23 protein-coding genes are annotated in these 25,862 nt (G+C 63.5%); 11 read left to right on the forward strand and 12 right to left on the reverse strand.

The window, feature by feature from the left end; translation table 11 throughout:
- Positions 1–81: 81 nt before the first annotated feature.
- Together atpA and KY084_RS10635 are read right to left on the reverse strand one after the other, a co-directional pair.
- On the reverse strand, positions 82–1,611 hold the full coding sequence (gene atpA, locus KY084_RS10630; RefSeq protein ID WP_219238440.1) for a F0F1 ATP synthase subunit alpha: 1,530 nt from the start codon (positions 1,609–1,611) through the stop codon (positions 82–84).
- 14 nt (positions 1,612–1,625) lie between these two features.
- The gene (locus KY084_RS10635) at positions 1,626–2,180 is read right to left on the reverse strand and encodes a F0F1 ATP synthase subunit delta (RefSeq protein ID WP_219238441.1); all 555 of its coding nucleotides are present in this window, start codon (positions 2,178–2,180) and stop codon (positions 1,626–1,628) included.
- Between the two features lie 218 nt (positions 2,181–2,398).
- Here KY084_RS10635 and ada point away from each other — a divergent pair, with 218 nt between their 5' ends.
- Complete coding sequence (ada, locus tag KY084_RS10640; protein ID WP_219238442.1) at positions 2,399–3,451, forward strand: bifunctional DNA-binding transcriptional regulator/O6-methylguanine-DNA methyltransferase Ada; 1,053 nt, start codon at positions 2,399–2,401, stop codon at positions 3,449–3,451.
- A 40-nt stretch (positions 3,452–3,491) separates the two neighbouring features.
- Here ada and KY084_RS10645 read toward each other — a convergent pair whose 3' ends face one another.
- From KY084_RS10645 to KY084_RS10660, 4 genes are read right to left on the reverse strand one after another with little or no spacing between them, the layout of a single operon-like run.
- Entirely contained in the window at positions 3,492–5,090 is a 1,599-nt protein-coding gene (locus KY084_RS10645; RefSeq protein ID WP_219238443.1) for an alpha/beta hydrolase, read from the reverse strand.
- A gap of 17 nt (positions 5,091–5,107) precedes the next feature.
- Entirely contained in the window at positions 5,108–6,643 is a 1,536-nt protein-coding gene (locus KY084_RS10650) for a trypsin-like peptidase domain-containing protein (RefSeq protein ID WP_246587057.1), read from the reverse strand.
- Positions 6,644–6,686: 43 nt separating this feature from the next.
- Entirely contained in the window at positions 6,687–8,858 is a 2,172-nt protein-coding gene (locus tag KY084_RS10655; protein ID WP_219238444.1) for a primosomal protein N', read from the reverse strand.
- Between the two features lie 45 nt (positions 8,859–8,903).
- Positions 8,904–10,388 carry a sensor domain-containing diguanylate cyclase gene (locus KY084_RS10660; protein WP_219238445.1) on the reverse strand — a complete coding sequence of 495 codons (1,485 nt, stop codon included), beginning with the start codon at positions 10,386–10,388 and terminating at the stop codon, positions 8,904–8,906.
- A gap of 158 nt (positions 10,389–10,546) precedes the next feature.
- On the opposite strand from KY084_RS10660, the gene fsa reads away from it, so the two are divergent.
- Positions 10,547–11,200 carry a fructose-6-phosphate aldolase gene (gene fsa, locus KY084_RS10665; RefSeq protein WP_219238446.1) on the forward strand — a complete coding sequence of 218 codons (654 nt, stop codon included), beginning with the start codon at positions 10,547–10,549 and terminating at the stop codon, positions 11,198–11,200.
- Between the two features lie 85 nt (positions 11,201–11,285).
- On the opposite strand, the gene KY084_RS10670 is transcribed toward fsa, so the two are convergent.
- Positions 11,286–12,215 carry an ABC transporter ATP-binding protein gene (locus KY084_RS10670; RefSeq protein ID WP_219238525.1) on the reverse strand — a complete coding sequence of 310 codons (930 nt, stop codon included), beginning with the start codon at positions 12,213–12,215 and terminating at the stop codon, positions 11,286–11,288.
- An 88-nt stretch (positions 12,216–12,303) separates the two neighbouring features.
- Between KY084_RS10670 and KY084_RS10675 the strand changes: the two genes are divergently transcribed.
- The 5 genes from KY084_RS10675 (at position 12,304) to KY084_RS10695 (ending at position 16,086) form a co-directional block, all read left to right on the forward strand.
- Positions 12,304–12,546: a zinc-finger domain-containing protein gene (locus KY084_RS10675; protein WP_219238447.1), complete on the forward strand. Its 243-nt coding sequence runs from the start codon at positions 12,304–12,306 to the stop codon at positions 12,544–12,546.
- A gap of 54 nt (positions 12,547–12,600) precedes the next feature.
- Positions 12,601–14,028 carry a metalloprotease TldD gene (gene tldD, locus KY084_RS10680; RefSeq protein ID WP_219238448.1) on the forward strand — a complete coding sequence of 476 codons (1,428 nt, stop codon included), beginning with the start codon at positions 12,601–12,603 and terminating at the stop codon, positions 14,026–14,028.
- Positions 14,028–14,231, forward strand: a complete 204-nt coding sequence (locus tag KY084_RS10685; RefSeq protein ID WP_219238449.1) for a putative signal transducing protein — start codon at positions 14,028–14,030, stop codon at positions 14,229–14,231. Before tldD ends, KY084_RS10685 begins: the two co-directional genes overlap by 1 nt.
- A 158-nt stretch (positions 14,232–14,389) precedes the next feature.
- The gene (locus tag KY084_RS10690; RefSeq protein WP_219238450.1) at positions 14,390–14,728 is read left to right on the forward strand and encodes a P-II family nitrogen regulator; all 339 of its coding nucleotides are present in this window, start codon (positions 14,390–14,392) and stop codon (positions 14,726–14,728) included.
- 14 nt (positions 14,729–14,742) lie between these two features.
- Complete coding sequence (locus KY084_RS10695; RefSeq protein WP_219238526.1) at positions 14,743–16,086, forward strand: ammonium transporter; 1,344 nt, start codon at positions 14,743–14,745, stop codon at positions 16,084–16,086.
- Between the two features lie 191 nt (positions 16,087–16,277).
- On the opposite strand, the gene KY084_RS10700 is transcribed toward KY084_RS10695, so the two are convergent.
- Genes KY084_RS10700 through recQ form a run of 3 tightly spaced genes read right to left on the reverse strand, consistent with a single transcriptional unit; the run spans position 16,278 to position 18,907 of the window.
- Entirely contained in the window at positions 16,278–16,670 is a 393-nt protein-coding gene (locus KY084_RS10700; RefSeq protein WP_219238451.1) for a hypothetical protein, read from the reverse strand.
- Positions 16,667–17,101 carry a protein tyrosine phosphatase family protein gene (locus KY084_RS10705; protein WP_219238452.1) on the reverse strand — a complete coding sequence of 145 codons (435 nt, stop codon included), beginning with the start codon at positions 17,099–17,101 and terminating at the stop codon, positions 16,667–16,669. Before KY084_RS10705 ends, KY084_RS10700 begins: the two co-directional genes overlap by 4 nt.
- Positions 17,102–17,143: 42 nt before the next feature.
- Positions 17,144–18,907, reverse strand: coding sequence for a DNA helicase RecQ (gene recQ, locus KY084_RS10710; RefSeq protein WP_219238453.1), 1,764 nt, complete (start codon positions 18,905–18,907; stop codon positions 17,144–17,146).
- Positions 18,908–19,021: 114 nt separating this feature from the next.
- On the opposite strand from recQ, the gene KY084_RS10715 reads away from it, so the two are divergent.
- Positions 19,022–19,714, forward strand: coding sequence for a hypothetical protein (locus tag KY084_RS10715; protein WP_219238454.1), 693 nt, complete (start codon positions 19,022–19,024; stop codon positions 19,712–19,714).
- A gap of 80 nt (positions 19,715–19,794) precedes the next feature.
- On the opposite strand, the gene dcp is transcribed toward KY084_RS10715, so the two are convergent.
- Positions 19,795–22,014 carry a peptidyl-dipeptidase Dcp gene (gene dcp, locus KY084_RS10720; protein ID WP_219238455.1) on the reverse strand — a complete coding sequence of 740 codons (2,220 nt, stop codon included), beginning with the start codon at positions 22,012–22,014 and terminating at the stop codon, positions 19,795–19,797.
- Between the two features lie 497 nt (positions 22,015–22,511).
- On the opposite strand from dcp, the gene KY084_RS10725 reads away from it, so the two are divergent.
- The 3 genes from KY084_RS10725 to KY084_RS10735 are packed head-to-tail and all read left to right on the forward strand — an operon-like array spanning position 22,512 to position 24,011.
- Positions 22,512–23,012: a DUF2975 domain-containing protein gene (locus KY084_RS10725; protein ID WP_219238456.1), complete on the forward strand. Its 501-nt coding sequence runs from the start codon at positions 22,512–22,514 to the stop codon at positions 23,010–23,012.
- Between the two features lie 2 nt (positions 23,013–23,014).
- A complete protein-coding gene (locus KY084_RS10730; RefSeq protein WP_219238457.1) occupies positions 23,015–23,242 on the forward strand; it encodes a helix-turn-helix domain-containing protein in 228 nt (75 codons plus the stop codon).
- Positions 23,232–24,011: a hypothetical protein gene (locus KY084_RS10735; protein ID WP_219238458.1), complete on the forward strand. Its 780-nt coding sequence runs from the start codon at positions 23,232–23,234 to the stop codon at positions 24,009–24,011. The genes KY084_RS10730 and KY084_RS10735 overlap by 11 nt, the downstream gene beginning before the upstream one ends.
- A gap of 7 nt (positions 24,012–24,018) precedes the next feature.
- Here the strand turns inward: KY084_RS10735 and KY084_RS10740 are convergent, their stop codons facing one another.
- A complete protein-coding gene (locus KY084_RS10740; RefSeq protein WP_219238459.1) occupies positions 24,019–25,833 on the reverse strand; it encodes an ABCB family ABC transporter ATP-binding protein/permease in 1,815 nt (604 codons plus the stop codon).
- Positions 25,834–25,862: the final 29 nt, after the last annotated feature.

Raw genomic sequence — 25,862 nt, forward strand, 5'->3', positions numbered from 1 at the left:
CCTGTCGAAGCCCTGTTCCTCTTTCCTCCGGGGAAAAAGACCAACCCTCGACAAACTCAGGGCCAACGGTTTCACCAGTCGTTACGCAAACGTCTTCGCGAATGCGTCGAGCGCGTCCTTGAGCTTCTTCACGGTATCATCGCCAAGCGCCTTGGTGCTGCGGATATCGTTCAGAATCTCGGCATGGTTCGACCGCATATCGGCCAGCATCGCCGTTTCGTACCGGGTGACCTGCTCGGTCGGGATGCTGTCGAGATAGCCGTTGGTGCCGGCATAGATCGAAACCGTCTGCTCCTCAAAGGGAAGCGGGCTGAACTGTGGCTGCTTCAAAAGCTCGGTCAGCCGCGCACCGCGGTTGAGCAGCTTTTGCGTCGATGCGTCGAGGTCCGAACCGAACTGCGCGAACGCGGCCATTTCGCGATACTGCGCCAGTTCCAGTTTGATCGATCCCGATACCTTCTTCATCGCCTTGGTCTGCGCCGACGAACCTACGCGGCTGACCGACAGGCCGACATTGATCGCCGGGCGGATACCGGCGAAGAACAGGTCGGTTTCAAGGAAGATCTGGCCGTCGGTGATCGAAATCACGTTGGTCGGGATATAGGCCGAAACGTCGCCCGCCTGCGTTTCGATGATCGGCAGCGCGGTCAGCGATCCCGATCCGTTGGCGTCGTTCAGCTTTGCCGCGCGCTCCAGCAGGCGGCTGTGCAGGTAGAAGACGTCGCCCGGATAGGCTTCACGGCCCGGCGGCCGGCGAAGCAGCAGCGACATTTGACGATAGGCGACGGCCTGTTTCGAAAGGTCGTCATACACGATAACGGCGTGCATGCCGTTGTCGCGGAAATATTCGCCCATCGCACAAGCGGTATAGGGGGCGAGGAACTGAAGCGGCGCGGGTTCGGACGCGGTCGCGGCGACCACGATCGAATATTCCATCGCGCCATTTTCTTCGAGTTGGCGGACGATCTGCGCCACCGTCGAACGCTTCTGCCCCACCGCGACGTAGATGCAGTACAGCTTCTTCGATTCATCGTCGCCCTGATTGACTTCCTTCTGGTTGATGAAGGTGTCGATGGCGACGGCGGTCTTGCCGGTCTGGCGGTCGCCGATGATCAGCTCACGCTGGCCACGGCCGATCGGGACAAGCGCGTCGATGGCTTTCAGGCCGGTCTGCACCGGTTCGTGAACCGATTTGCGCGGGATGATGCCCGGTGCCTTCTGTTCGACGCGGCTGCGCTGATCGCTCTGGATCGGTCCCTTGCCATCGATCGGATTGCCGAGCCCATCGACCACGCGCCCTAGCAGGCCCTTGCCCACCGGCACGTCGACGATGTCGCCGGTGCGCTTCACGGTGTCGCCTTCGCGAATGCCCGCGTCGGAACCGAAGATCACGACGCCGACATTGTCGGCTTCCAGGTTCAGCGCCATGCCCTGAACGCCGCCATCGAACTCGACCATTTCGCCCGCCTGGACGTTGTCGAGGCCGTGAATGCGCGCAATGCCGTCGCCGACCGACAATACGGTGCCGGTTTCGGAGACCTGCGCTTCGGTGCCGAAGCTGGCGATCTGGTCCTTGATGACCTTGGAGATTTCAGCGGCGCGGATATCCATGGATTCTAGCCTTTTTAGCCTTTCATCGCGTGCGCGAGGGAATTGAGACGGGTCTTGATGGAACTGTCGATCATCTGGCTGCCGATGCGCACGATCATGCCGCCCAGCAGTTCGGGATCGACCGAAAGGTCGACATTGACGTCACGCCCGACACGGGTGCGAAGTTGCGTCTTGAGCGCTTCGACCTGATCGTCGGTCAGCGGATGCGCGGAGGTGACTTCGGCCGTCGTTTCGCCGCGATGCGCGGCGGCCAGCTTACGAAAATCGCGCATGATCGCGGGCAGTTGGGACAGCCGGCGATTTTCCGCGACCGTTCCCAGAAACTTGGCCGTCAGCGGATCGATCTGCATCGCTTCGGCAGCGGCGGTCACCGCTTTCGCGGCCTGCGCGCGCGAAACGAGCGGACTGGCGACCAGCCGCGCGAATTCGTCCGATTCGCTGAGCGCGGCGCGTACCTTGGCAAGGCTCGCCTCCACCGTTTCGATTCGCTGCGATTCGCGGGCGAGTTCGAACAGGGCGGTGGCGTAGCGTCCGCTAAGGCTTGCCTGAATACCGGCGGAATTCTCCACGCGTCGAGGTTCCTCTTTGGAAAAACTTGGTTCCCATACGAAAAAAGGGCGGCAAAGCACGCCCTCCCATGGGTAACCGGCTGCTAGCATCGGCCGCGCGACAGTGCAAGCCACGCGAATTAGGTAGAGGCGCATCGGCGATGACTTCGCGCCGACGTACAGTTTGAACGCAATAGCCGGGATGCGGGCGACGGCGATCGCGCGTATACGCAACGGCGATGGAACCGCCTTTCGCCCTAGACGACCCGCATGGACGCGACGCCGCATGGACGGCGTTCGCGATGCGCGATCGAAGCGCCGACGGCCATGTTGTCATCGCGGTCGCGACTACCGGTGTATATTGCAAGCCAAGCTGCCCGGCGCGGCGGCCGAGGCGGGAGAATGTCGAATTTTTCGCGGATTGCCCGGCGGCGCGTGATGCGGGATATCGCGCCTGCCTGCGCTGTCATCCGGATAAGGTGGCGCGCGATCGCATCGCCGTGGCCCGCGCGATTATGCTGATACAAGAGCAGGCCGAGCGGATGCCGCTCGACGCGCTGGCGCGTGCCGTCGGCTATGCACCACACCATTTCCAGCGGCTGTTCAAGGCGGCGACCGGCGTGTCCCCCGCCGCCTATGCCCGCGCATTGCAGGCAACCTGCGCTGCCGATGCGCTGACGAAGGAGAGTAGCGTGACCGATGCGATTTACGAAGCCGGCTATTCCGGTCCCGGCCGTTTCTATGAAAACAACAAGGACCGGCTCGGCATGACGCCCGGCGCATGGAAGCGCGGCGGGGAGGGGGTGACGATCCGCTGGGTCGTCGCCGACACCAGTCTGGGCAAGCTGTTGGTCGCGGCGACCGACAAGGGGTTGTGCCGCGTGTCGTTCGACGAGGATTCGATTGCGCTCGCCCGCCGCTTCCCCAATGCCGAAATTGTCCCCGGCGGCAGTGCGCTCGCCGATCTCGCCGCAAAGGTCGTGGCGGAGGTGGAAACACCCGGCCGCCATACCGATCTGCCGCTCGACGTGCAGGGCACGGCATTTCAGGAAGCGGTGTGGCAGGCGCTTCGCCGCATTCCGGCGGGGGAGACGCGAAGTTATGCGCAACTCGCCGCCGCGATCGGCAAACCCGGCGCGGTGCGCGCGGCGGGGAGTGCCTGCGGCGCAAACCATGTCGCGGTCCTCATCCCCTGTCACCGCGTCCAGCGCGGCGACGGGAGCATGGGCGGCTATGCCTATGGCGTGACGCGCAAGCGCGCGCTGCGCAAGCGCGAAGGCGTGGAGGAGTAGCCCCCGGCAGAGCGGGGGGAAGAAGGGCCGTCCTTTTCCCTTATTGCGCCCCGGACTGCCAGTGATTTCCTGGCCGCGCGACGTCGTACATTTCCTTGCCGATCACCTTCATCAGGCCGTAGCGGTCGTCCCCTACCTGAAACAGGTCGAAATGGGTGCGCCCCGGAATGAAGCGGAATTGCGAGGTATCGCCGAGGTCGGTCAGCACCTTTTGCAGTCGGTGCGCCGGGCCGTCGAGATAGAAGGTGTCCGCCGTGCCGACGATCAGGTGCAGCTTGCCTTTCAGGTCGGGGCGAAGCGTGTTCCAGTCGCGCTTCACGATATGCGCGACGTCGTAATTATCGATCCAATATTGCGCGATCCTGGGATCGACATCGCCGGTCGCGCGGTCGAAAACGGGGCAGGGCCGTCCATCGGGGCATCGCGGCGAGAACACCCATTCGAAGCTGGCGAACTGCCCGCCATAGCCGCCCAGCGCCTGTTCCAGCGTGGCGAATTCCCGCGTCGTCGCGATCACCTTTCCCTTATCGCGGATCAGCGGCAGCGGCTTGCCGTCGGGGCCATGATAGAAATTGGCGTTGTCGGCATACAGATTCACATTGGTGAAATCGTGAAAGTCGCTCGGATCGGGGGATGTGGGCCAGTTGCCGCCGAAAATCTTCGGCCATTTGACCTGCAGCCACAGCGTCGACCAGCCGCCCGAACTATGCCCGGTCAGGAACCGTCCCGTCGATTTCGCATCCATGCGATATTGCCGTTCGAGCGCCGGGATCAGTTCGGTGACGAGCGCGGTGCCCCATGGCCCATTATTCTTCGAATCGGCGAATTCATGCGTGCCGGTGGCGATATGATGATCGAGATAGACCCAGATCATCGGCGGCATTTCGCCCTTCGCCATCTGGTTCGCCATCATTGCGGCGCTCAACTTCGCCGACTCCAGCGTGCTGCCGAACCCGCCGTCCGAATAGACGGTGGGATAGGTAGCGTCGCCTTGCGGGCCATATCCTGGCGGCAGCGCCACCCAGCCGCGAATCGCGGTCGGGGTGCCCCGGAAATCGGTCATCACCGTGCTCTGGAAATCGATCGGCCTGACCGACTTCAGCCCGGCGCGAATCACTGCGCGGCGATCTTCCGGGTAGCGCGTGAGCGTCTCGTCGAATCCCGTTTCGGGAAGCGCATGGTCCAGCATCAGCGCGGGCACCGGGCCGGGCAGCGTCGCCTCGACCACCTTCGATACCAGATCGCCGCCGTCGCGCCCCGAATAGGTATAGCTGTGATCGGGGTCGAGCACCGCCTGAAAGCGATAGGTGCCCGGCGCAAGCGTCGAAAAGGGTTGCGGAAAGGCGTCGGTGTCGGTGCCCATCACCGCCGGATGGCCGGGACGGAAATCGGTCACCTCACGCCCCGCCACCGCCGTATCGGTCGGACGGAATGCGGACGTGTCAACCGTATCCTGCGTTTCTGCGCCGGGCGTCACTTTCTGCGCGAACAGCAGCAGGCGTCCCGAATGCGTCTTGCCCAGATCGGGCGCGACGCGCACCGCCACATCAACCGGTATTCCGACGGCGCGCGGCGCGGCCTGTGGCGGCGCCGCGGCGATGGTCAGCAGCGCAGCGGCTGCAAGCGATATGGTTCGCATATAGTCCCCCTGTCGGATCATTGCGGCGAACAGCCATATACCAGATGTTCGTCGGGTTGCGCCGGCAACGCGGCGCGCATCGCCGACTGGCGCGAGGCAAGTTCGGCAAGCTGCGCGGTTTTGTTCGTACAAGCTTTCAGCTTTTCATCGGGACGCAGGTCGCGCAGCCGAGCCATCGAATCGCGTCCCGGGAAATAGCGGTCGACGACAAGGGTGCGCGCCAGCGGATCATAGGTTTCGATGCTGACCGTCTGATCATCGTCCGCCACCCGAATGCTGCGCCAACCGTTCGCGGTTTCGACATATTGGGTATTTTTGGCAAGGCAGCCATCCTTGTCCCAGTCCAGCGTCCGGTCGGCCCCCTGCGACACGGTGATCCGGCTGCGATCCGGGTCGAGGCGGCAGAGCAGCTTGCCGGCAAGAATACCAGGTGCCTTGTCCTGCTGCGCATTCGCTTCGGGTTGTTCGACGCTTGCGGGGTCGAAGCCGGGGCGCAGCACGAACAAGATGGCCGCACCGACCATCAGCACGCCGCCGCCGCTCGCCGTCCAGATTGCGGCCCGCCGGTTTCCGCGCGTCAGCATCATGCCGCTCGCACCGACGATCAGCGCGCCCAGCACCAGCATCAGCGCCGCGCCGCCCATCATATTGTCGCGCACATCCTGATTGTCCTGGCGAGCGCGGTCGATGGCTTCGTCGCGCGCGCGGATCGCCTGATACTGGCGGTCTCGCGCATCGGCTTCCTGCGCCTCGGCCTGTTGCGAGGCGCGTTCGTTTTCGCGCGCCATCGCCGCGTTCATGCTGGTGCATGGCCAGTCGACCGATCGGAAAGCCTGTTTCTGCGCTTTCAGGAACGCGACCAGTGCATCCTCGTCCAGCGACATGACGAAGCTCGCATCGCCGTCTTCGGCGGTGGTGATCGCCCGGTTCACCCCTACCACCCGCCCGCAGGTGTCGAGCAGGGGGCCGCCCGAATTGCCCCGCGCGATCTGTGCGGTATGTTCGATCGTGCCGACCCCGCGCAGCGCGCGATGCGCGGACAGGATACCCGTCGAGCGCACCGGCGCGGTCGGGTTCAGCATCTGGCCCAGCGTGTCATAGGTCGCCTTGTCGACATTACCGGGATAGCCGAGCGAAACCAGATCCGCCCCGTCGGGCAGCGGCGGCGAATACAGCGTCAGCGGCGGCAGCGAAGCCCCGTCAAACTGAATGATGGCCAGATCGGCATCGGGATCGAACGCCACCAGTTCGCCCTGATAATGATCGCTGCCGCTTTCGGGCACCACGTCGATCGTCACCAGCGAGGGGAATTTGCGCGCCAGCTCCACCACATGCGCATTGGTGACGATCCGGTTGGGCGCGATCGCAAAGCCGCTGCCATGCCCGCGCCCGATCTCCTCGCCATCGGCCTCGGCAATGATGACGACGCGCACAACACCGCGCGCGGCTGCCGAAATATCGTCCGCGCGGGCCGGCGTCGAAACAGCCGCCAGCGCAGCGATCAGCGGCATCAGCCAGCGCACGAACCGCAGGGTTTTCCTCTTGCCCGTCATCGGGTGCGCCTTGTCCGGCATTGCCCGGCCTTTCGCAAGAGCGTCACAGAAAACTGTACGGGTCGACATCGACCGCCACCCGCACTTTGGAGGGCCAGTCGAGCGCGCCGAGCCAGTCGCGGATCACGTCCTGTACGGCCAGCGCGCGGCGCGCATGGACGAGCAGGCGATAGCGATGGCGTCCGCGCAGCATGGCAAGCGGCGCGGGGGCGGGGCCGAACACCATCATGTCGGTGATGTCGGGCGCCGCGCGCGCAATTTTGGCGGCTGCGGCATGGGCCGCGTCCTTGTCCTCGCTCGACACGATGATCGCGGCATAGCGGCCAAAGGGTGGGGCGTCGGCGTCGCGCCGCTGTTCGGTTTCGGCGGCATAGAAACTTTCCGCATCGCCGGTCACCAGCGCCTGCATGACGGGCGCCTCCTTCGAATGCGTCTGGATATACACGGTGCCCGGCTTTTCCCCCCGGCCCGCGCGGCCCGACACCTGCATGATCTGCTGAAACGTCTTTTCGGCGGCGCGAAGGTCACCGCCTTCCAGCCCAAGATCGGCATCGATCACCCCGACCAGCGTCAGGTTGGGGAAATGATAGCCCTTGGTGACGAGTTGCGTTCCGATCACGATATCGATCTCGCCCCCCTCCATCGCGCGGACGAATTCGGCGGCACGCGCGGGGGACCACAGCGTGTCCGACGTAACGATTGCCGATCGCGCATCGGGCCATAGCGCCGCCGCCTCGTCGGCGATGCGCTCGACACCGGGGCCGCACGCGACCAGCGTATCCTCCTCATGACATTCGGGGCAGGCGCGCGGCGTCGGCATTGCATGGCCGCAATGGTGGCATGCGAGCCGGTTGACCAGCCGATGCTCGACCATCCAGGCGGTGCAGTTGGGGCATTGGAAGCGATGGCCGCAATTGCGGCACAGGGTGAGCGGGGCATAGCCGCGCCGGTTGAGGAACAGCAGCACCTGTTCGCCACGTCCCAGCGTTTCGTCGATCGCCTTGACCAGCTTTGGCGCGATCCAGCGGCCGCGTTCGGGCGGCTCGGCGATCATGTCGATCGCCTCAAGATGCGGCAGTTCCGCCTTGCCGTAGCGGCCGGGAAGTTTCAGCTCGGCATAGCGACCCAGATCGACCTGGTGGCGCGTTTCGATTGCGGGCGTGGCGGAAGCGAGCACTACCGGGCATTGTTCGAAAAGCCCGCGCATTACCGCGACGTCGCGCGCGTGATAGTGCACGCCGTCTTCCTGTTTGAAGCTGGTTTCGTGTGCTTCATCAACAATAATGCAGCCAAGATCGCGATAGGGCAGGAACAGCGCCGACCGTGCGCCGACGGTCACCAGCGCCTCGCCGCCCGCAATCGCGCGCCACGCCCGGCGCCGCTGCGACTGACGAAGGTCGGAATGCCACGCCACCGGACGGCATCCGAAGCGTGTGGCGAAGCGGGTGAGGAACGGTTCGGTCAACGCGATTTCGGGAAGCAGCACCAGCGTCTGTCTGCCCGATCGGATCGCCTGCGCCACCGCTTCGAAATATACCTCGGTCTTGCCCGATCCGGTCACCCCGTCGAGCAGGAAGGGCTGAAACCGCCGCGCCGCCACCGCTTCGCGCAGGGCTTCGGCGGCGCGTGTCTGTTCGGCGGCCAGTGCTGGCGGGGCGAAATCGGCGTGCGGTGCGGAGAAGGGGGCATCGAGATCGACCTCCACCGCTTCGATTGCGCCGGTCTTCACCAGCCCGCGAATTACGCCATCGGACACCTCGCCCATCGCGGCTAGTTCGCGCACGCTTCCCTGCCGATCGCCGATCCGCGCCAGCGCCTGTTCGCGCTGCGGCGTCATGCGTTCGGGCATCTGTCCGCTCGCGCGATATTCCAGCGTCGTTTTCGCGCCGTCCAGCGCGGAAGTGGAAGCAAGCGCCATGCGAAGCACCGCCGCCGGCGCGGCGAGATAATAGTCCGCCGTCCATTCGACCAGCCGGCGCAAGGGGGCGGGGATCGGCGGCGCATCCATCACCCCGATCAGGTTGCGCAGCCGATTGTCCCCGACGGTTTCGGCGGGGAGCCGGTCGGCTTCCCATACCACGGCGAGCAACTGGCGCGGCCCCAGCGGGGCGACCACGATCGATCCGGGCTCGACACGCATCCCGGCGGGTACGCGATAGTCCAGCGGACCAAGCGCGGAATTGAGGACAAGGCAGCGGACGCGTTCACCAGGCATTGCTTCGCCTGATAGCGGCAAGGATATGCTTTCGTGAAGCGGCCTCTAGCTTCCCGATGCGCTGATCGCGCGCGGCGGGTGCATCAGTGCCGAGGACCGGCGCGCGGTGCCGCGTTCGGTTCGCTTCGCTTCGTACAGCGCGGTATCGGCGCGATGGATGAATTCGCGCATGCTGCCGATCGCCGGGCCGAACGCCGCATATCCCGCCGTTCCCGAAATGCGCAGCGGTCCGGCCCCGGTTTCAACCGGCCGCTTCAGATTCTCGACCAGGGTGGCGACCATGGTGTCGATGTCACCACACAGCGTGGGATCGCGCACGATCAGCGCGAATTCGTCACCGCCCAGCCGCGCGGCGAAACTTTCGGCGAGCCATGGTGCGTGCAGACGCTGGCCGACGGCGCGCAGTACGTCGTCGCCCGCGACATGGCCGTTGGTGTCGTTGACCTGCTTGAACCCGTCGAGATCGACCAGCACCAGCGCCAGCGGCGTCTTTTCACGTTCTGCCTCGTCCATCGCGACTTCCAGTTCGCGGTTGAACGCGTTGCGGTTCGCGATGCCCGCCACTTCGTCGATGCTTGCCGATCGGCGAAGGCTCTGTTCCAGCTGATAGCGTTCGGTAACATCCTGAAACACACCGGTCATCGCAACCGGTTCGCCATCTTCCAGTTCCAGTCCGCCAACCGTGCGTACCCGGCGCTGACCGCCGCTTGCGGTGATGAAATCGAGTTCGAGGTCGAACGGTTCGCCGGTTGAGCGCGTATCGGCCATCGCCTGCCTCAAACGTTCGCGCGCATGCGGGGGATAGAATTCAAGCGCGCGTTCGGCGCTTGGTGGTTCGCTGACATTCAAATCGTGGAGCCGGTAAATGCCCTCGGACCAGGTGAGCGAACGGTCGCTGAACTGGAAACGCCACGATCCGATCTGCGCCATGCGCTCGGCTTCGCGGAACGTCCGGTCGCGGCGGCTCAGTTCGACCGCCTGGCGCTGGGTCGTCTCGGCGATGCGCAGCGCCCCGCTTGCCGCCGCACGCGACGCGACCAGTCCTTCTGCCAGGCGGCCAAGATTGCGTAGTGCGCCTTCCTGTTCGGCGTCCAGCTTTCCCGGGCGGTGATCGATGCCGCAAATCGCGCCGATGGCATGTCGCCGCCGGGGATATTTTGGATCGGCGGCATGTATCGCGATGCCGGCATAGAAACGGATATCGGGGTAGCCGGTGACCAGCGGGTTATCGGCGAAGCGCGGGTCGTTGTGCGCGTCGGTGACCTCGAATATGCCGCGACCCCGGATCGTATGGTTGCAAAAGGAAACCTCCCGCGGGATTTCCTTTATGTCGGTGCCTTCGCTGGCGCTCACCCACAGCCGTTCCTCGTCGATCAGTGCGACGAGAACGATGGGGGTGCGCAGCGCGAGCCGCGCGAGCGCCACCAGCGCGCCGAATTCCTGGTCCGGATCGGTGTCGAGCAGGTTCAGCGCGCGCAACGCTTCCAACCTGCGCGCTTCGGCGAACTGGTCTGGGGGGGATTGGTCCATGATGAAGGGTTTAACGCAACTGAGCTGAAAAAGGCGTCATCCATGCCGTTACATTATAGCATGAAGCGCGGGCTGTGCGGTCGCGGCGACCGCGCTATATGCTGCGCCCACGAATCGCATTCGCGACAATTCCTGCCCATTCTGACCGAAAGAGAGCCATGAAATTCTTCGTCGATACCGCCGACACCGCGGAGATTCGCGACCTTGCCGAATCGGGCCTGGTCGATGGCGTCACCACCAATCCGTCGCTGATCCACAAATCGGGCCGCAAGTTTCTTGAGGTTGTCGAGGAGATTTGCTCGATCACCCCCGGCCCGGTTTCTGCCGAAGTGGTCGCGCTCGACCATGAAACGATGATGAAGGAAGCGGAGGTGCTTCGCAGGATCGCCGACAATGTCGCGATCAAGGTGCCGCTGACCATCGAAGGGCTGAAAACCTGTAAGGCGCTGACCGGCGACGGCACCATGGTCAATGTGACGCTGTGCTTTTCTGCCAATCAGGCGCTGCTCGCGGCAAAGGCCGGGGCCAGCTTCATTTCGCCCTTTGTCGGCCGGCATGACGATATCGGGTTCGACGGGATGCGCCTGATCGAAGATATCCGCCTGATCTACGATAATTACATGTTTGATACCGAAATCCTGGTGGCGAGCGTGCGTCACCCGGTTCATATCCTGGAAGCGGCGAAGCTGGGTGCGGATGTAATGACGGCGCCGCCCAAGGTGATCCGCCAGCTCGTCAATCACCCGCTGACCGACAAGGGGATTGAGGGCTTTCTCGCCGATTGGGGAAAGACGGGTCAGACGATCGGCTGACCGGTTTTACCGGCCCCATCCCGGCGGGGAGGGGCCGGACATGCGGGTCAGTATCGATCCGTCCAGGCTAGAGCAGTCATATAGTTCAGGCTGCCTCGTTGGCCGCGCGGGTGAGGTTCAGGAACACGTCTTCCAGATCGGGTTCGCGCGTGACGACATCGACGATGCCATATCCGTCGCGCTGGATCGCGGCGAGCACCTCGCCCGCATTCACCTCGCTTTTGTCGAACGCGATCGACAGGGTGCGCTCGTCCCTGGTTTCGATTTTCTGAAAACATCTATTGTCGGGCACGCTGGCGATGTCGCGATCCACCGTCACTTCGACCAGCTTTTCCTTCGCCCGCGCGATCAGGACGCGGGTGGGTTCGTTCGCGATCAGCCGCCCCTGATTGATGATCGCGATCCGGTCGCAAAGCTCTTCGGCCTCTTCCAGATAATGGGTGGTCAAAACGACTGTCACGCCGCGATCGTTCAGGCCGCGCACATATTCCCAAAGCCGCTGACGAAGTTCGATATCGACCCCCGCGGTCGGTTCGTCTAGCACCAGTACGGGCGGCGAATGGACCATCGCCTTCGCCACCATCAACCGGCGCTTCATGCCGCCCGACAGCGTCCGTGAATAGGCCCGCGCCTTGTCCTCCAGCCCCATCGCCGAAAGCAGTTCCATCGAACCGCGCCTGGCCTTGGGCACGCCGTACAGCCCGGCCTGGATTTCAAGCGTTTCAAAGGGTGTGAAAAACGGATCGAAGGTAATCTCCTGATTGACGATGCCGATCGAACCATGCGCGTTGCGCGAATGATCGTCGATGTCGAATCCCCAGATCGCGGCGCGTCCGCCGCTTTTGTTCACCAGCCCGGCGAGAATGTTGATCAGCGTCGATTTGCCCGCGCCATTGGGGCCGAGCAGTCCGAATATCTGCCCGCGCGGCACGTCGAACGTAACATTGTCCAGCGCCTTTTTGCCGCCCTTATAGGTCTTCGACAGGCCGTCGATCTCGATCGCCGCTTCATTCATGCGCGTTGAGATGCGGCGGAAAGCATCTTCACGCAAGTCTTGCATGGCCGATTGCAGTGGAGCGACAGGCTTGCTATCGACCCCTGCCATGATTCCGCCGCCCGAAACGACCAAGGTTACCACTCGCCGCGTTGCATGCGACGGCGCCACGGACATTCCCGGCGGCGCGGCGCTCGGCCATCCGCGCGTCTGGCTGGAAATCGACGAGCGCGGCTATGTCGATTGCGGCTATTGCGACCGGCGCTTCATTCTGATCGGCGGTCCCGCCGACGGCGTGGATCAGGCGGCGCTTCCCGACATCTCGGCAGGATCGCCGCCCGAAGCCGCCTGAACGGCATCGGGTCCCTTTGGTGGATTCGCGCCGCATCCTTCCTATATTGCGGGCATGACAACGACGCCCGATCCGCGAAGCTTTCTCTACCGAGACACGCTTGACCCCGACACTGCGAAGGCGCTCACCGCCGATCTGCTGGGCACGGCGGAGGACGGCGAACTGTTCCTCCAATATCGCAAATCGGAAAGTTTCCATTTCGACGACGGCCGATTGAACAAGGCGTCGTACAACACCGATTCGGGGTTCGGTCTGCGCGCCGTGACGGGGGAGACCACTGCCTTCGCCCATGCCAACGAACTGTCCGCCGATGCGATTCGCCGCGCAGGACAGACAATGGCGCTGATCGACCCGTCCAGACAGGGCAGGGCAGCGCCGCCGCGCCGTAACAACCGCCATCTTTATACCGATGCCGACCCGATCGACCTGGTCCCCTTCGCCGACAAAGTGAATTTGTGCCAGACGATCGACGCCGCTGCGCGTGCCCGCGATCCGCGTGTGGCGCAGGTGTCGGTCGGGCTGATCGGAAGCTGGCAGGTGGTGGAGATCGTCCGCCCCGATGGCTTCGTTGCCACCGATATCCGCCCGCTCACCCGGCTGAACGTCAACATCGTCGTCGAATCGAATGGACGGCGCGAAAGCGGCAGCTTTGGTTTGGGCGGCCGGGCGCTGTACGACAATCTGCTCCAACCCGAGACGTGGAACCGCGCGATCGACATGGCGCTGGCGCAGGCGCTGACCAATCTTGAAGCGGTCGATGCGCCCGCCGGTGTCATGCCGGTGCTGCTCGGTCCCGGCTGGTGCGGCGTGCTGCTCCATGAAGCGGTGGGACATGGGCTGGAAGGTGATTTCAACCGTAAGGGCACCAGCGTCTTTTCAGGCCGCATCGGCGAACAGGTTGCGGCGAAGGGCGTCACCGTGGTTGATGACGGGTCGATCCTAGACCGGCGCGGCTCGCTGTCGATCGACGACGAAGGCACGCCGACGCGCGAAAATGTGCTGATCGAGGACGGCGTGCTGAAAGGCTATATGCAGGACCGGATGAATGCGCGGCTGATGGGCGTCGAAGCGACCGGCAACGGTCGGCGTCAGGGGTTCGAGCACGCGCCGATGCCACGCATGACCAATACCTTCATGCGCGCCGGCAACGACGATCCGGCCGAGCTGATGAGCCGGGTGAAGAACGGTATTTACGCCAAGAGCTTCGGCGGCGGACAGGTCGACATCGTGTCGGGCAAGTTCGTGTTTTCGTGCACCGAAGCGTATAAAATCGAGGATGGCCGCGTCGGCGCGCCTATCAAGGGCGCGACGCTGATCGGCAACGGGCCGAAGGTGCTGAACCAGATTACCGGTATCGGCAACGACTTCGCGCTGGACGAAGGCGTGGGCATGTGCGGCAAGGGCGGCCAGTCGGTCCCCGCCGGTGTGGGCCAGCCGACGTTGCTGGTGGAGGGACTGACCGTGGGCGGAACCGCGGTCTGATGGCGCTGGTGGAGGTCGGCCGGTTCAACCGGTTCGAAGCCCATATCCTGCAAGGTCGGCTCGAATCCGAAGGGATACCGTGTTTCGCCTTCGATGCAGAGGCAAGTATCGCCGATGGCAGTGCGTTCCTGATTCCGGTGCGGATCATGGTGGACGAAAGCGACCTCGGCCCGGCGCGAAAAATCATGGCCAATCCTGCCTGATTTTTAAGCACCATCTCGCGGCTGCACAAAATTTTTACATTTCGGTAACGGTTCGAAGACGGCGAAGCGGTTGAAATCCGCGCTTCGTCCGATTGGCACGTCGCTTGCTGGTATCATCGTCAGCGGAAACTTGTTTCTGGCGAAGGAACGGGGGCGACATGAAACTGGTCATCGCGATCATCAAGCCGTTCAAGCTTGATGACGTGCGGGAGGCGCTGACGGATGTCGGGGTCACGGGCATGACGGTCAGCGAGGTAAAGGGATTCGGTCGGCAAAAGGGCCAGACCGAAATCTATCGCGGGGCCGAATACAGCACCAACATGGTGCCGAAGATAAAGATCGAGGTCGTGTGCGCCGCCGATGTTGCGGACCGGGTGGTCGAGGCGGTTCAGACGTCGGCCAATACCGGCGCGATCGGCGATGGAAAGATTTTCGTTCTGGATGTCGGGCAGGCGGTACGCATCCGCACCGGCGAAACCGATCAGAGCGCGCTGTGAGCACGGGGGGTATGATGAAGCCAGTTACCAAAATTGCCGGCGCCCTTGGCACCACCGGTCTAACGATGTTCGCGGCGCTGCCCGCCTGGGCGCAGGACAGCGCGCTGCAATCACCGCCAACGGCGGCCGCGCCGGTGGTTCATCCCGGCGACAATGCCTGGATGATGACCGCGACGCTGCTTGTGCTGATGATGATCCTGCCGGGCCTTGCGCTTTTCTATGGCGGGCTGACGCGCGCGAAGAATATGCTTTCTACCATGACCCAGATCGGCGCGGTGGCCTGCCTCGCAATGCTGATCTGGGTAATCTACGGCTACGGCCTCGCCTTCGGGCCGGAGGGCAACGCGTTCATCAGCTGGGGCAAATTCTTTCTGTCGGGCGTCACGCCGGACAGCCTGGCCGATACGTTTTCGGACGACAAGATTTCCGAATATGTGTTCCTCAGCTTTCAGATGACCTTTGCCGCGATCACCATTGCGCTGGTGCTGGGCGCGCTTGTCGAGCGCATGAAATTTTCCGCCACCATGATCTTCGCGATCGTGTGGCTGACCATCACCTATTTCCCGATCGCGCATATGGTGTGGGCGAGCGGCGGCCTGCTGTTCGATGCGGGCGCGCTCGATTTCGCGGGCGGTACGGTGGTGCATATCAATGCGGGCGTGTCCGCGCTGGTCGCCAGCTTCTTCCTGGGCAAGCGCCGCGGCTATCCCACCGATCGGATGCCGCCGCACTCGCTTACCCTCACCATGGTCGGCACCGGCCTGTTGTGGGTCGGCTGGTTCGGCTTCAACGCCGGGTCGGAGCTTCAGGCGGACGGCACTGCTGGCCTTGCGATGATCAACACTTTCGTCGCCACCGCCTCGGCGGGGCTGTTCTGGATGCTGACCGAACGGGTGATGGGCCATAAGGGGTCGGCGCTCGGCTGGTGCTCGGGGATCATTGCCGGACTGGTGGCGGTCACCCCCGCAGCGGGCAATTCCGGCCCGTTCGGCGCGATCATCCTCGGCGCCATCGCGTCGATCGTGTGCTTCTTCTTCGTTTCGGTGGTGAAGCCCAAACTTGGCTATGACGATTCGCTCGACGCGTTCGGCATCCATGGCGTCGGCGGCATTATCGGCGCGATCGGCACCGGCATCGTCTATCAGCCGGTGTTCGGCGGACCGGGCGACGGGTCGGTCGGCATGGGCGCGCAGGTCGGTATCCAGGTCTATGCCGTCGCGGTTGCGATCGTCTGGGCAGCTGTCGGTACGGCGATCGCGGCGATCATCGCCAAGGCGCTTACCGGAATGCGTGTCAGCGAAGAGGTGGAGCTGGAAGGGCTCGACCTCGGCGAACATGGCGAGCGCGCCTACAACTGATCACGGGGGGCGGCGGTCAGCGCTGCCGCCCCGGCTTGTTTTAAGAGTTCCTCCTGCGGACCCCTGGGCCGGCCTTCGCGCCGGCCCTTTTTTTGTCCGGAGAGTGTGGCGCTTTGGCGCGTCTTCCATCACCGAATCTGGGCGACCGATTGCGGGTGTGGTGGCTTCCCGACGGCCCGTGGCGCGCCGGGTCAGTTCTTCCCGCGCAGCATGGCGACCAGCGCTCGCGCATCGGATTCAGTCGCCAGATGGAGGACGCACGGCCCGAACATGGTTTCGTCATGCCCGATCGAAACCATGGTCAGATCGCGGGTTACTGGTGGATCATTGCCAAGGCGGCGCGCCACGAAATGGGTGCCGTGGCGGCGGACAAAGGCGATGCCGTCATCGCCAAACACGACCGCCGTTTCGCCGCCAAGGTCGCATATCGCGTGGGAAGCGTTGAAACCGGTCAGCAGCTGTTCGGCCAGTCGCATGGCCCCCGCCTCGTCATCGATCGCGCCATGGCCCAGCTTGAGCAGGCGGATCAACCCTGCAAGGGTCAGGATCGCGGTGAACGATCCGACCAGGACCCACCACCTCATGCGTCGGCGGAAAGCGAATCCAGCAAGGGCCGGATAGCCGACAGGTCATATCCGGCACCGGCCGCCTGGGCGATGATCGTTTCCGGATCGCCGCCCGCTTTTGCGCTGGCGAGTGCCCATAGATTGGCCGATCGCGTGCCCGAACGGCAATAGGCGAGCACCGGTCCCGTCGCCGCGTCCAGCGCCGCGCGCATCGCATCGATCTGCGCATGGCTGAACCCGGCATGGGTGATTGGAATTGCGTTGTAGCCAAGGCCAAGCGCCTCGGCGTCAGCGCGGATCGCATCGCCTTCGGGCTGGCCCGCCTCTTCTTCGTCGGGACGGTTGTTGATGATCGTGGTGAAGCCCGCCTGTGCGATTTCGCCAATATCGGCGGGGTCGATCTGCGGGGCGACGGAAATGCGCTCGTCGATGCGGCGGATGGTAGCCATGAAGGAAGCTCTACCGCCACGCGTGGGCGGAGCCAAGCCCCGTCAACCGGCCCGGCGGATCACCGACAGGAATGCGTCGCCATATGCGTCGAGCTTTTTTGCGCCCACGCCGGTGATTTCGCCCATCGCCGACAGGCTTGCCGGTCGTACCGCCGCCATTTCGCGCAGCACCGAATCGTGGAAAATCACATAGGGCGGCACCTCGCGCGCTTTCGCCAGATCGCGGCGGCAGTCGCGAAGCGCCTCGAACAACGGATCGCCGACCGGATTGGGCGTTACCCTCCCGCGCCGCCGTCGTTTTGCGCGCGCGGGCGGCAGAACCAGTTCCACCCGTGCCTCGCCCTTCAATATCGCTTTGGCTGCGGGCCCGAATTCCAGCCCGCCATGCGGATTGGTGCGCAACGCGTCGCGCAGCAGCAGTGCCCGCGAAACCGGCTTGATCAGCGCGGCTTCCTCGCCGTTGATGATGCCCCATACCGACAGCGATTCATGGCCGTTCGTCATGCTGCGTTCGGACGATTTGCCCAGCAATATGCTCTCGATATAGCCTGCACCGAACATCTGCCCGGTACGAAACACGGCGGAGAGGAATTTCTGCGCGGCGACACTGGCGTCGACCGCCTTGGGCGGGTTCAGGCAATTGTCGCAATTTCCGCAGCGTTCGGGCGGGTCCTCCCCGAAATGGCGCAACAGGATCGCGCGCCGGCACCCCGCCGTTTCGACCAGTGCGCCGAGCGCCGTCAGCCGCGCGCGTTCGCCCGACTGGCGCGCCGGCTCGACCTCGCCGATCCGCTGCCGCGCCCGCGCGAAATCGTCTGCTCCCCAGAACAGGTGCGCGACCGCCGGATCGCCGTCGCGCCCCGCCCGGCCGGTTTCCTGATAATAGGCTTCGATCGATTTGGGGATGCCGGCATGCGCGACGAAGCGTACATCGGGTTTGTCGATTCCCATGCCGAACGCCACCGTGGCGCAGATCACCATGTCCTCGCTCGCCACGAAATCGGCCTGGTTCCTGGCGCGGACCGCTGGTTCCAGCCCGGCATGATAGGCGCGCGTTGGCCGCCCGGTTCGCGTCAGCGCCTCGGCCAGCCTTTCGGTCTGCGCGCGGGTGGGGGCATAGACGATGCCGGGACCGGGATTGTCGATAATGAAATCGGCAAGCTGCTGCGTCGTGTTGGTGCGCGGGCTGATCGCATAGCGGATGTTCGGCCGATCGAACCCGGCGACGATCAGGCCGCCCGGCTCGATACCAAGTTGCTCCAATATGTCGGCGCGGGTGTGTGCATCGGCAGTCGCCGTCAGCGCCAGGCGCGGGACATCGGGAAAATTGTCGAGCAGCGGGCGAAGCAGCCGGTAATCGGGGCGAAAGTCATGGCCCCATTCAGACACGCAATGCGCTTCGTCGATCGCGAACAGCGCAATCTTCGCGCTTTCCAGCAATTCGCGGAAATGCCCCGACGAAGCGCGTTCGGGCGCGACATAGAGCAGGTCGAGTTCGCCGCCGCGAAACCGCGCGATCGTTTCCGCGCGATTATCGTCGGCGGAAGTTAGTGTGGCGGCACGGATGCCGACGGCTTCGGCGGCGCGAAGCTGGTCATGCATCAGCGCGATCAGAGGGGAGATGACGATGCAGGTGCCCTCCAGCGCGACCGAGGGCAGTTGATAGCATAGCGACTTGCCCGCGCCGGTCGGCATTACGGCCAGTGTGTCGGCCCCTGACATCACCCGCGCGACGACATCGCCCTGCACCCCGCGAAACGCGGAAAAGCCGAAGATATTGCGCAGAAGGTCGGTGGGATCGGTCACGTCCGGCGCTCTATCGCGAAGCAGCGGCGCGGGGGCAAGGGGAAGCGGCCCCTCGGCAAGCGCCGAATGACCTTCTATGCTGTTCGGCGAATACCTGAATGACGGGAGCCAGATATGCGAACCACCCTTGTACTTGCCGGTCTGACGTTGCTCGCCGCCTGCAATTCGGGCGGGCGCGACGCCGATGAAGCGCCCGACAACGGCAGCGTCGCGATCGACATTCCGACGCGCGAAACGCCCGCGCCATCACCATCGCCATCGCCGTCGGCGACACCGACCTCGATCGCGGATAGCGGGGAGGGTGCGAGTGACAGCAGCGGCGCGCGTCCCCTGCTCCCCACCGGCTGGGGGCCGCTGCGCATCGGCATGACGAAGGCGGCGGTCAGCGCGGCGCTTGGCCCCGATTCGAACCCCGACGACGTCAACGGTCCCGATCCCGCCTCCTGCGAAATCTATCGTCCCGCCGATGCGCCGCAGGGGATGACGGTGATGCTGGTCGACGGGCGGCTTGCCCGGATCACGCTGGCGCGCGGATCGGATGTGAAGACCAGCACCGGCATCGGTATCGGATCACCGGTTTCGGCGATCGGGCGGGCCTATGGCGCGCGCGCCAAGTCGTCCCCGCATCAATATGCCGATGCGCCCGCCGAATATCGCACCGTCTGGTCGACCGGCGGCGGGGGCGGACAGGCCTATGTCCAGGACCCGTCGGCGCGCGGCATCCGTTTCGAGGTCAATGAGGAAGGGCGAGTCCAGTTCATCCATGCCGGCGGCCCGGCGATCCAATATGTCGAAGGCTGCGCCTGAACCAACAGCCGCAGCCTTCAAACTGACGCATATTCGTCGTTCCGAGCGGCGATCCGATATCGTCGGACCGCCGCTCGCGGTTATTTGACCGGCGTATCGCCCGCCGGTGCCTGGGCAGGGCCGTCGGCGGTCGGTGCGGCGGTGTCACCGCTGTCGCCAGCCGCGGTCAGGCCGCGCGCTTCGAGCATCGGCCCGATTTCGGGGTCCCTTCCGTAAAAGGCGCGGAACATCGGGCCGTAATCCATGGTATGTCCCTTGGACAGGATCAGGTCGCGGAACCGCTGGCCGTTTTCGCGGGTCATGCCGCCATGCTTTTCGAACCAGCTATACGCATCGTCGTCCAGCATCTCGGTCCATTGGTAAGCGTAATAGCCGCTGGCATAGCCGTTCGACCAGATATGCTGGAAATAGCTTGAGCGATAGCGCGGCGGCACATCCTTGATGTCCAGCCCCATATCGGCCAGCGTCTTTGCTTCGAACGTGTCGACATTCTGTTCGGGCGCATCGGCGGGCAGCGCGTGCCAGGCGAGGTCGAGCTTGGATGCCGCAAGCAGTTCGCCCAGCGAATAGCCCTGGTTGAACGTCGCCGCCTTTTTGATCTTGGCGACCAGCGCGTCGGGAATCGGCTCGCCCGTTTTGTAATTCACCGCATAATGTTTGAGCACTTCGGGTTCCAGCGCCCAGTGTTCATTGAACTGCGACGGGAATTCGACGAAGTCGCGCGCCACGTTGGTGCCCGACAGCGTCGGATAGGTCTGATCGGCGAACAGGCCGTGCAGCGCATGGCCGAATTCGTGGAACATGGTCGTCACATCGTCGAAGCTGATCAGCGCGGGCTGGCCCGCCGCCGGCTTGGCGAAGTTGCAGACATTGTAGATCACCGGCTTGGTGCCCAGCAGCTTCGACTGGCCGACAAAGTTCGACATCCAGGCGCCGCCCGATTTATTATCGCGCTTGAAATAATCGAAATACATCAGGCCAAGCTGTGATCCGTCGGAATCGAACACTTCGAATACGCGCACATCGGGCTGATAGACCGGGATATCCTTCCGTTCCTTGAACGTCAGGCCGTACATCTGATTGGCGGCATAGAAAACGCCGTCTTCCAGAACCTTGTTAAGTTCGAAATACGGTTTCACCTGATCTTCATCGAGGTCATATTTCGCCTTGCGCACTTTTTCGGCGTACAGGTTCCAGTCCCAGGGTTTCAGTTCGAAATCCTCGCCGGACTGTTTGATCATCGCCTGTATCGCCGCTGCCTCGGTTTTTTCGCGTGCCGCGGTGGCAGGGACCAGCTTCGCCATGAAGCTATCGACCGCGGCCGGCGTCTTCGCCATCTGATCGGCAAGGACATAGGCCGAATAGCTGTCGAAGCCGAGCAGCTTCGCCTTTTGCGCGCGCAGATGCGCAAGCTTTGAAATCGTCTCGCGCGTGTCGTTGGCATCGCCGCGTTCGGCGCGCAGCCAGCTGTTTTCGAACAATGCCTTGCGCGTCGCGCGATTTTCCAGCGACTGGAGCAGCGGCTGCTGCGTCGTGTTCTGCAGGGTCAGGGCGTATTTGCCATCCAGCCCGCGATCCTTTGCCGCCTGTGCCGCCGCCGCGATCTGCGCGTCGGACAGGCCGGCGAGCTCTTCCTTGGTGTCGACGATCAGCGCGCCATCCTTCGACGCGGCAAGCAGTTTTTGTTGAAACGCCGTTTCCAGCGTCGAAATCTGCTTGTTCATTTCCTTCAATTTGGTCTTGTCCTCAGCGGAAAGCTGAGCGCCGGCATGCAGGAAATCGTCATGATATACTTGCAGCAACATCGCCTGTTCGGGCGTCAGGTTCAGCTGGTCGCGCTTCTTGTACAGCGCATCGACCCGATTGAAGAGCTTGTCGTTCAGGTAGATCGCGTCGCTATGCGCGGTCAGTTCGGGGGCGACCCTGGTTTGCACTTCCTGCAGCGTATCATTGGTGTTCGCCGACACGATGTTGAAAAAGGTATTGGTCGCGCGCGTGAGCAGTCGACCCGACTTTTCCATCGCGACCAGCGTGTTGTCGAAGGTCGGAGCGGCCGGATTGTTCGCGATCTTCTCGATCTCGGCGATATGCTGTTTCATGCCCTGTTCGATCGCGGGCAGATAATCGCTGTCCTGAATCTGGTCGAAACGCGGCGCGTTATAGGGCAGCGTGCTTTCGCTCAGCAGCGGATTGGCATGGCCCTGCCGGGCCTGCACCGGCGCGGCATCGACGCTTATCGGCGTCATCGCGCTGGTCGCCAGAGCAAGGGCGGTTGCGACATGAACGGGGCTGAGGCGCATTTGGTCTCCTGTGGATGAACGGCCCGCAAGAGGGCACAGGGAAGCAAGAACATTGCTCCAGTCTATAGCTGATTTCATCCAATAGCATAGCAGAGCGCGCGCACGACTAAAGGCCCCCGCCGCGCAGCACGGCGAAGGCCTTTTCCCGGCGGTGCCGGTCCAGCGAGGGGCGGGCGGCCTGCCGGGGTCGAGACGTCTGGGCGCAGCCACCCGCAATCCGGTGACCGCGCGGCGGACTTCCGGATTGCAGGTCGGGAAACAGGCTTCGTCCTCTCGTACGGAACCGTCCCTGCCTGGGGACGACCTCGATTATTGGCGGATGGGGTCCGCGCGACATTCCATGGCAGAAAGAGAGTGAAAAATAAAACAAAGTTTCGCTTTCAAGCAGGATAGCTGGTGTAAAAGTGCATTTACACCGCGACCCATCCGCAATGCGTTAAAGGCGCTTGCCGATTAACGATAAGCCATATATCGTTATTCGATAAATGGAGTCGTATATGCTTCGCTTCACTCGTACCATTCTCACTGGCCTGAACTACGCGAACTGGATCTTTGTCGTCCTTTTCGCGATTGCCGCGATCGCTCTGCTCGCCAATCCGGCGCAGGTTGCGGAAATACTGCGGCAGGCGTTCGGCGTCGAAGCGGGTCGGGCGCGGGTGATATGCGCCGCGATCGCCGGGCTGGTCGTGCCGGCGGGATTTGCCGCGCATCTGATTTTCACGCGGCTGATTGCGATTCTGGATGCCGCTAGGGCGGGCGAGCCATTCGCGATGGTCAATGCCGACCGGCTTCGCACCGTTGCCTGGGCGATGCTGGCGATTCAGATTCTCGACCTGTGCGCGGGGGCGCTGGCGATCACGCTCAGCAAGATAAGCGACGAATATTTCGGCTGGAGCTTCGGGCTTTCCGGCTGGCTGGCGGTGCTGCTGCTGTTCGTGCTGGCGCGCATCTTCCGGATCGGCGCTGCAATGCAGGAAGATCTGGTGGGAACCGTGTGACCATGGCGATCCGCATTCATCTCGACAATGTGCTGCACGAAAGGCGGATGAGCCTGACCGAGCTTGCCGACGCGATCGGCATCACCCTGGCCAATCTTTCAATCCTCAAAACGGGCAAGGCCAAGGCAATTCGCTTTTCGACGCTCGACGCGATTTGCCGCGTGCTCGACTGCCAACCGGGGGACATTCTGGCCCATGTTCCCGATGGAGACGAAGAAGATGCTTGCTGAAATAAAGGAAGCGGCGACCCGTTCGCTGCGATTTGCCCGTTGGTGCCCGCTGCTGTTCGCGCTTCCGGTGGTGGTGGAACTGATCCAGCACGTCATTGAGGTGAATAATGGCTTTTACGACAGCCTTGCCGATATGAAGGCGATGCAGGGCGCTCCCGCGCGTATGGCCATGGGGCATGTGAAGGTGCTGATGCTGATGCTCGCGGGATTTTGGGTGGCGCGCTTTCTGGCATTCGATGACGATGTGCGGGCGGCGCGCAGTATCAACGCGAAGGCCGCGTGGCTGTTCGTGCCGGTGCTCGCCTGGGGCATCCTCAATCTGGTGCTCGTGCAGGACGGCCCGGCAATCGCCGTGGCGCTTGGGATGGAGGCGGAGGCGGCAAGCATGCTGCTCTTGGTGTTCATGGTTGCGGGACTGATCTTTTCTCCCTGTCTGAGCGCGTGGAAGGTCGCGGCGGCGACGGGGAACGACCGGATCGGCTTTATCCGTTCGATCCGACTGGTTCGCGGCAGCTATTTGTGGGCGCTTGGCTTTTCGCTTGTCGTCACGCTTCCGCTGATCGCCGTGCATGAAGGGGTGGCGCTCGTCGTGCTTGGGCGCGGGCCGATCCCGACCTGGCTGTTGCTGATCGCGGATTCGCTTTTCGTCGGCTTTATGGCGGTTATCATGGTGACCACCGAATATATCATCGCGCGTCGGGTAACGCTGCGCCGCGATGTGCCGCTGCTGCCCGAACAGGTTTCAGGCTATGGCGCTCTGCCTGTCTGACCCGCGGCTATTCGGCGGCCTCGGCCTTGTCGCGCTCCGCCTGCTGCCGTGTCCACATCTCCGCATACAGGCCGCGCAGCCGCAGCAAATCGGCATGGGTGCCGCGTTCCGCCACGCGGCCGGCATCCAGCACGATAATCTGATCGGCATGGACGATGGTCGACAGGCGGTGCGCGATCACGATCGTGGTGCGTCCGCGTTCGATCCGCTCCAGCGTCGCCTGAATTTCGGCTTCGGTCCGGCTGTCGAGCGCGCTGGTGGCTTCATCAAGGATCAGGATCGGCGGGTCCTTCAGCAGCGTCCTTGCGATCGCCACGCGCTGTTTTTCACCGCCCGACAGCTTCAGGCCGCGTTCCCCCACACGGGTATCATATCCTTCGGGCAGTTTTTCGATGAACCCCGCGATTGCCGCCCCATGTGCGGCAGCGTGAATGGCTTCGCGGCTGGCGCCCGCGCGACCATAAGCGATATTGTACCCGATCGTGTCGTTGAACAGCACGGTGTCCTGCGGAACGATGCCGATCGCCTCGCGCAGCGATGCCTGCGTCACCTGCGCAATGTCCTGTCCGTCGATGGTAATCCGCCCCCCGGTCACGTCATAGAATCGGAAGAGCAGCCGCGCGAGCGTGGACTTTCCCGCGCCCGATGATCCGACCACCGCAACCGTCGAACCCGGTGCGACGTCCAGATCGATTCCTTTCAGGATTTCGCGCTCATCATAGCCGAAGCGGACATTTTCCAGCCGCACCGCGCCGCGCGACACGTTCAGCGGGACGGCGGCCGGAGCGTCCGTCACCTCGGCCGGGGTGTCGATCAGGTCGAACATCGCGCCCATGTCGATCACGCCCTGGCGAACCGTGCGATACACCATGCCTAGCAGGTCGAGCGGGCGGAAAAGCTGCGACAGCAATGTCGATACCAGCACCACATCGCCCGGCGTGAAACGTCCGCTGGCCCAGCCATAGACGACGATCGCCATGCCGCCGCCCAGCATCGCGTTGGTGATCAGCGATTGCACGACGTTGAGCAGCGCAAGGCTGTTCTCGCTCTTCACCGCGGCGGCGGCATAGGCGCTCACCGCCCGGTCGTATCGCGCAGCCTCCCGCGCCTCGGCATTGAAATATTTGACTGTTTCGAAATTTAACAGCGAATCCACCGCATGCGCCACCGCGCCGGTATCCAGTTCGTTCATCGTTTCGCGCAGCCTGGTGCGCCAGTCGGTGATCAGCCGGGTCGCGGCGATGTAAATCGCCACCATCACCAGCGTCGCCGTCACCAGCCACATTCCGAAGCGAGTCCAGAAAATGCCCAGCACCAGCGCGAGTTCGAGCACCGTGGGCGCGATATTGAACAGCAGGAAATACAGCATCGTGTCGATGCTCTTGGTCCCGCGCTCGACCACCTTGGTCACCGCGCCGGTGCGGCGTTCGAGATGAAAGCGCAGCGACAGCTGGTGGAGATGCCGGAACACGTTCGCGGCAAGCCCGCGCGTCGCTTCCTGACCCACGCGTTCGAACACGACATTGCGCAGATTGTCGAACAGCACCGTGCCAAAGCGTGCGGCGGCATAGCCGACCACCAGCAGAACGACGAGCGTCACGTCGCTGCGCGATCCGGACGCCATCCGATCGACAGCCCCCTGAAGCGCGAAAGGCGCGCCATATACCTGCACCAGCTTCGACGCCAAAACGAACAGCATCGCACCTGCGATTCGCATTTTGAGCGCGGGCGACCCGTCCGGCCAGAGATAGGGCAGGAAGCGCCGAAGGGTGGGAAGGAGCGGCCGTTCGACGGCGCGTGAATTGCTGGTGTCAGGGGGCATTGCGGCGCTTATCTGGGCTTTGCGACGAG

The sequence above is a fragment of the Stakelama flava genome, from assembly GCF_019351405.1.
GTDB lineage: Bacteria > Pseudomonadota > Alphaproteobacteria > Sphingomonadales > Sphingomonadaceae > Sphingomonas > Sphingomonas flava_A.

Excerpts from the sequence above, each read along its gene's own strand:
- KY084_RS10740 (WP_219238459.1), bottom strand. The coding sequence starts at position 25,833 with ATGCCCCCTGACACCAGCAATTCACGCGCCGTCGAACGGCCGCTCCTT.
- atpA (WP_219238440.1), bottom strand. The coding sequence starts at position 1,611 with ATGGATATCCGCGCCGCTGAAATCTCCAAGGTCATCAAGGACCAGATC.
- KY084_RS10700 (WP_219238451.1), bottom strand. The coding sequence starts at position 16,670 with ATGAGGTGGTGGGTCCTGGTCGGATCGTTCACCGCGATCCTGACCCTT.
- KY084_RS10705 (WP_219238452.1), bottom strand. The coding sequence starts at position 17,101 with ATGGCTACCATCCGCCGCATCGACGAGCGCATTTCCGTCGCCCCGCAG.
- KY084_RS10730 (WP_219238457.1), top strand. The coding sequence starts at position 23,015 with ATGGCGATCCGCATTCATCTCGACAATGTGCTGCACGAAAGGCGGATG.
- KY084_RS10690 (WP_219238450.1), top strand. The coding sequence starts at position 14,390 with ATGAAACTGGTCATCGCGATCATCAAGCCGTTCAAGCTTGATGACGTG.
- KY084_RS10660 (WP_219238445.1), bottom strand. The coding sequence starts at position 10,388 with ATGGACCAATCCCCCCCAGACCAGTTCGCCGAAGCGCGCAGGTTGGAA.
- fsa (WP_219238446.1), top strand. The coding sequence starts at position 10,547 with ATGAAATTCTTCGTCGATACCGCCGACACCGCGGAGATTCGCGACCTT.
- dcp (WP_219238455.1), bottom strand. The coding sequence starts at position 22,014 with ATGCGCCTCAGCCCCGTTCATGTCGCAACCGCCCTTGCTCTGGCGACC.
- KY084_RS10735 (WP_219238458.1), top strand. The coding sequence starts at position 23,232 with ATGCTTGCTGAAATAAAGGAAGCGGCGACCCGTTCGCTGCGATTTGCC.
- ada (WP_219238442.1), top strand. The coding sequence starts at position 2,399 with ATGGAACCGCCTTTCGCCCTAGACGACCCGCATGGACGCGACGCCGCA.
- KY084_RS10670 (WP_219238525.1), bottom strand. The coding sequence starts at position 12,215 with ATGAATGAAGCGGCGATCGAGATCGACGGCCTGTCGAAGACCTATAAG.
- KY084_RS10655 (WP_219238444.1), bottom strand. The coding sequence starts at position 8,858 with ATGCCTGGTGAACGCGTCCGCTGCCTTGTCCTCAATTCCGCGCTTGGT.
- KY084_RS10715 (WP_219238454.1), top strand. The coding sequence starts at position 19,022 with ATGCGAACCACCCTTGTACTTGCCGGTCTGACGTTGCTCGCCGCCTGC.
- KY084_RS10645 (WP_219238443.1), bottom strand. The coding sequence starts at position 5,090 with ATGCGAACCATATCGCTTGCAGCCGCTGCGCTGCTGACCATCGCCGCG.
- tldD (WP_219238448.1), top strand. The coding sequence starts at position 12,601 with ATGACAACGACGCCCGATCCGCGAAGCTTTCTCTACCGAGACACGCTT.
- KY084_RS10695 (WP_219238526.1), top strand. The coding sequence starts at position 14,743 with ATGAAGCCAGTTACCAAAATTGCCGGCGCCCTTGGCACCACCGGTCTA.
- KY084_RS10650 (WP_246587057.1), bottom strand. The coding sequence starts at position 6,643 with ATGACGGGCAAGAGGAAAACCCTGCGGTTCGTGCGCTGGCTGATGCCG.
- KY084_RS10675 (WP_219238447.1), top strand. The coding sequence starts at position 12,304 with ATGATTCCGCCGCCCGAAACGACCAAGGTTACCACTCGCCGCGTTGCA.
- KY084_RS10725 (WP_219238456.1), top strand. The coding sequence starts at position 22,512 with ATGCTTCGCTTCACTCGTACCATTCTCACTGGCCTGAACTACGCGAAC.
- KY084_RS10685 (WP_219238449.1), top strand. The coding sequence starts at position 14,028 with ATGGCGCTGGTGGAGGTCGGCCGGTTCAACCGGTTCGAAGCCCATATC.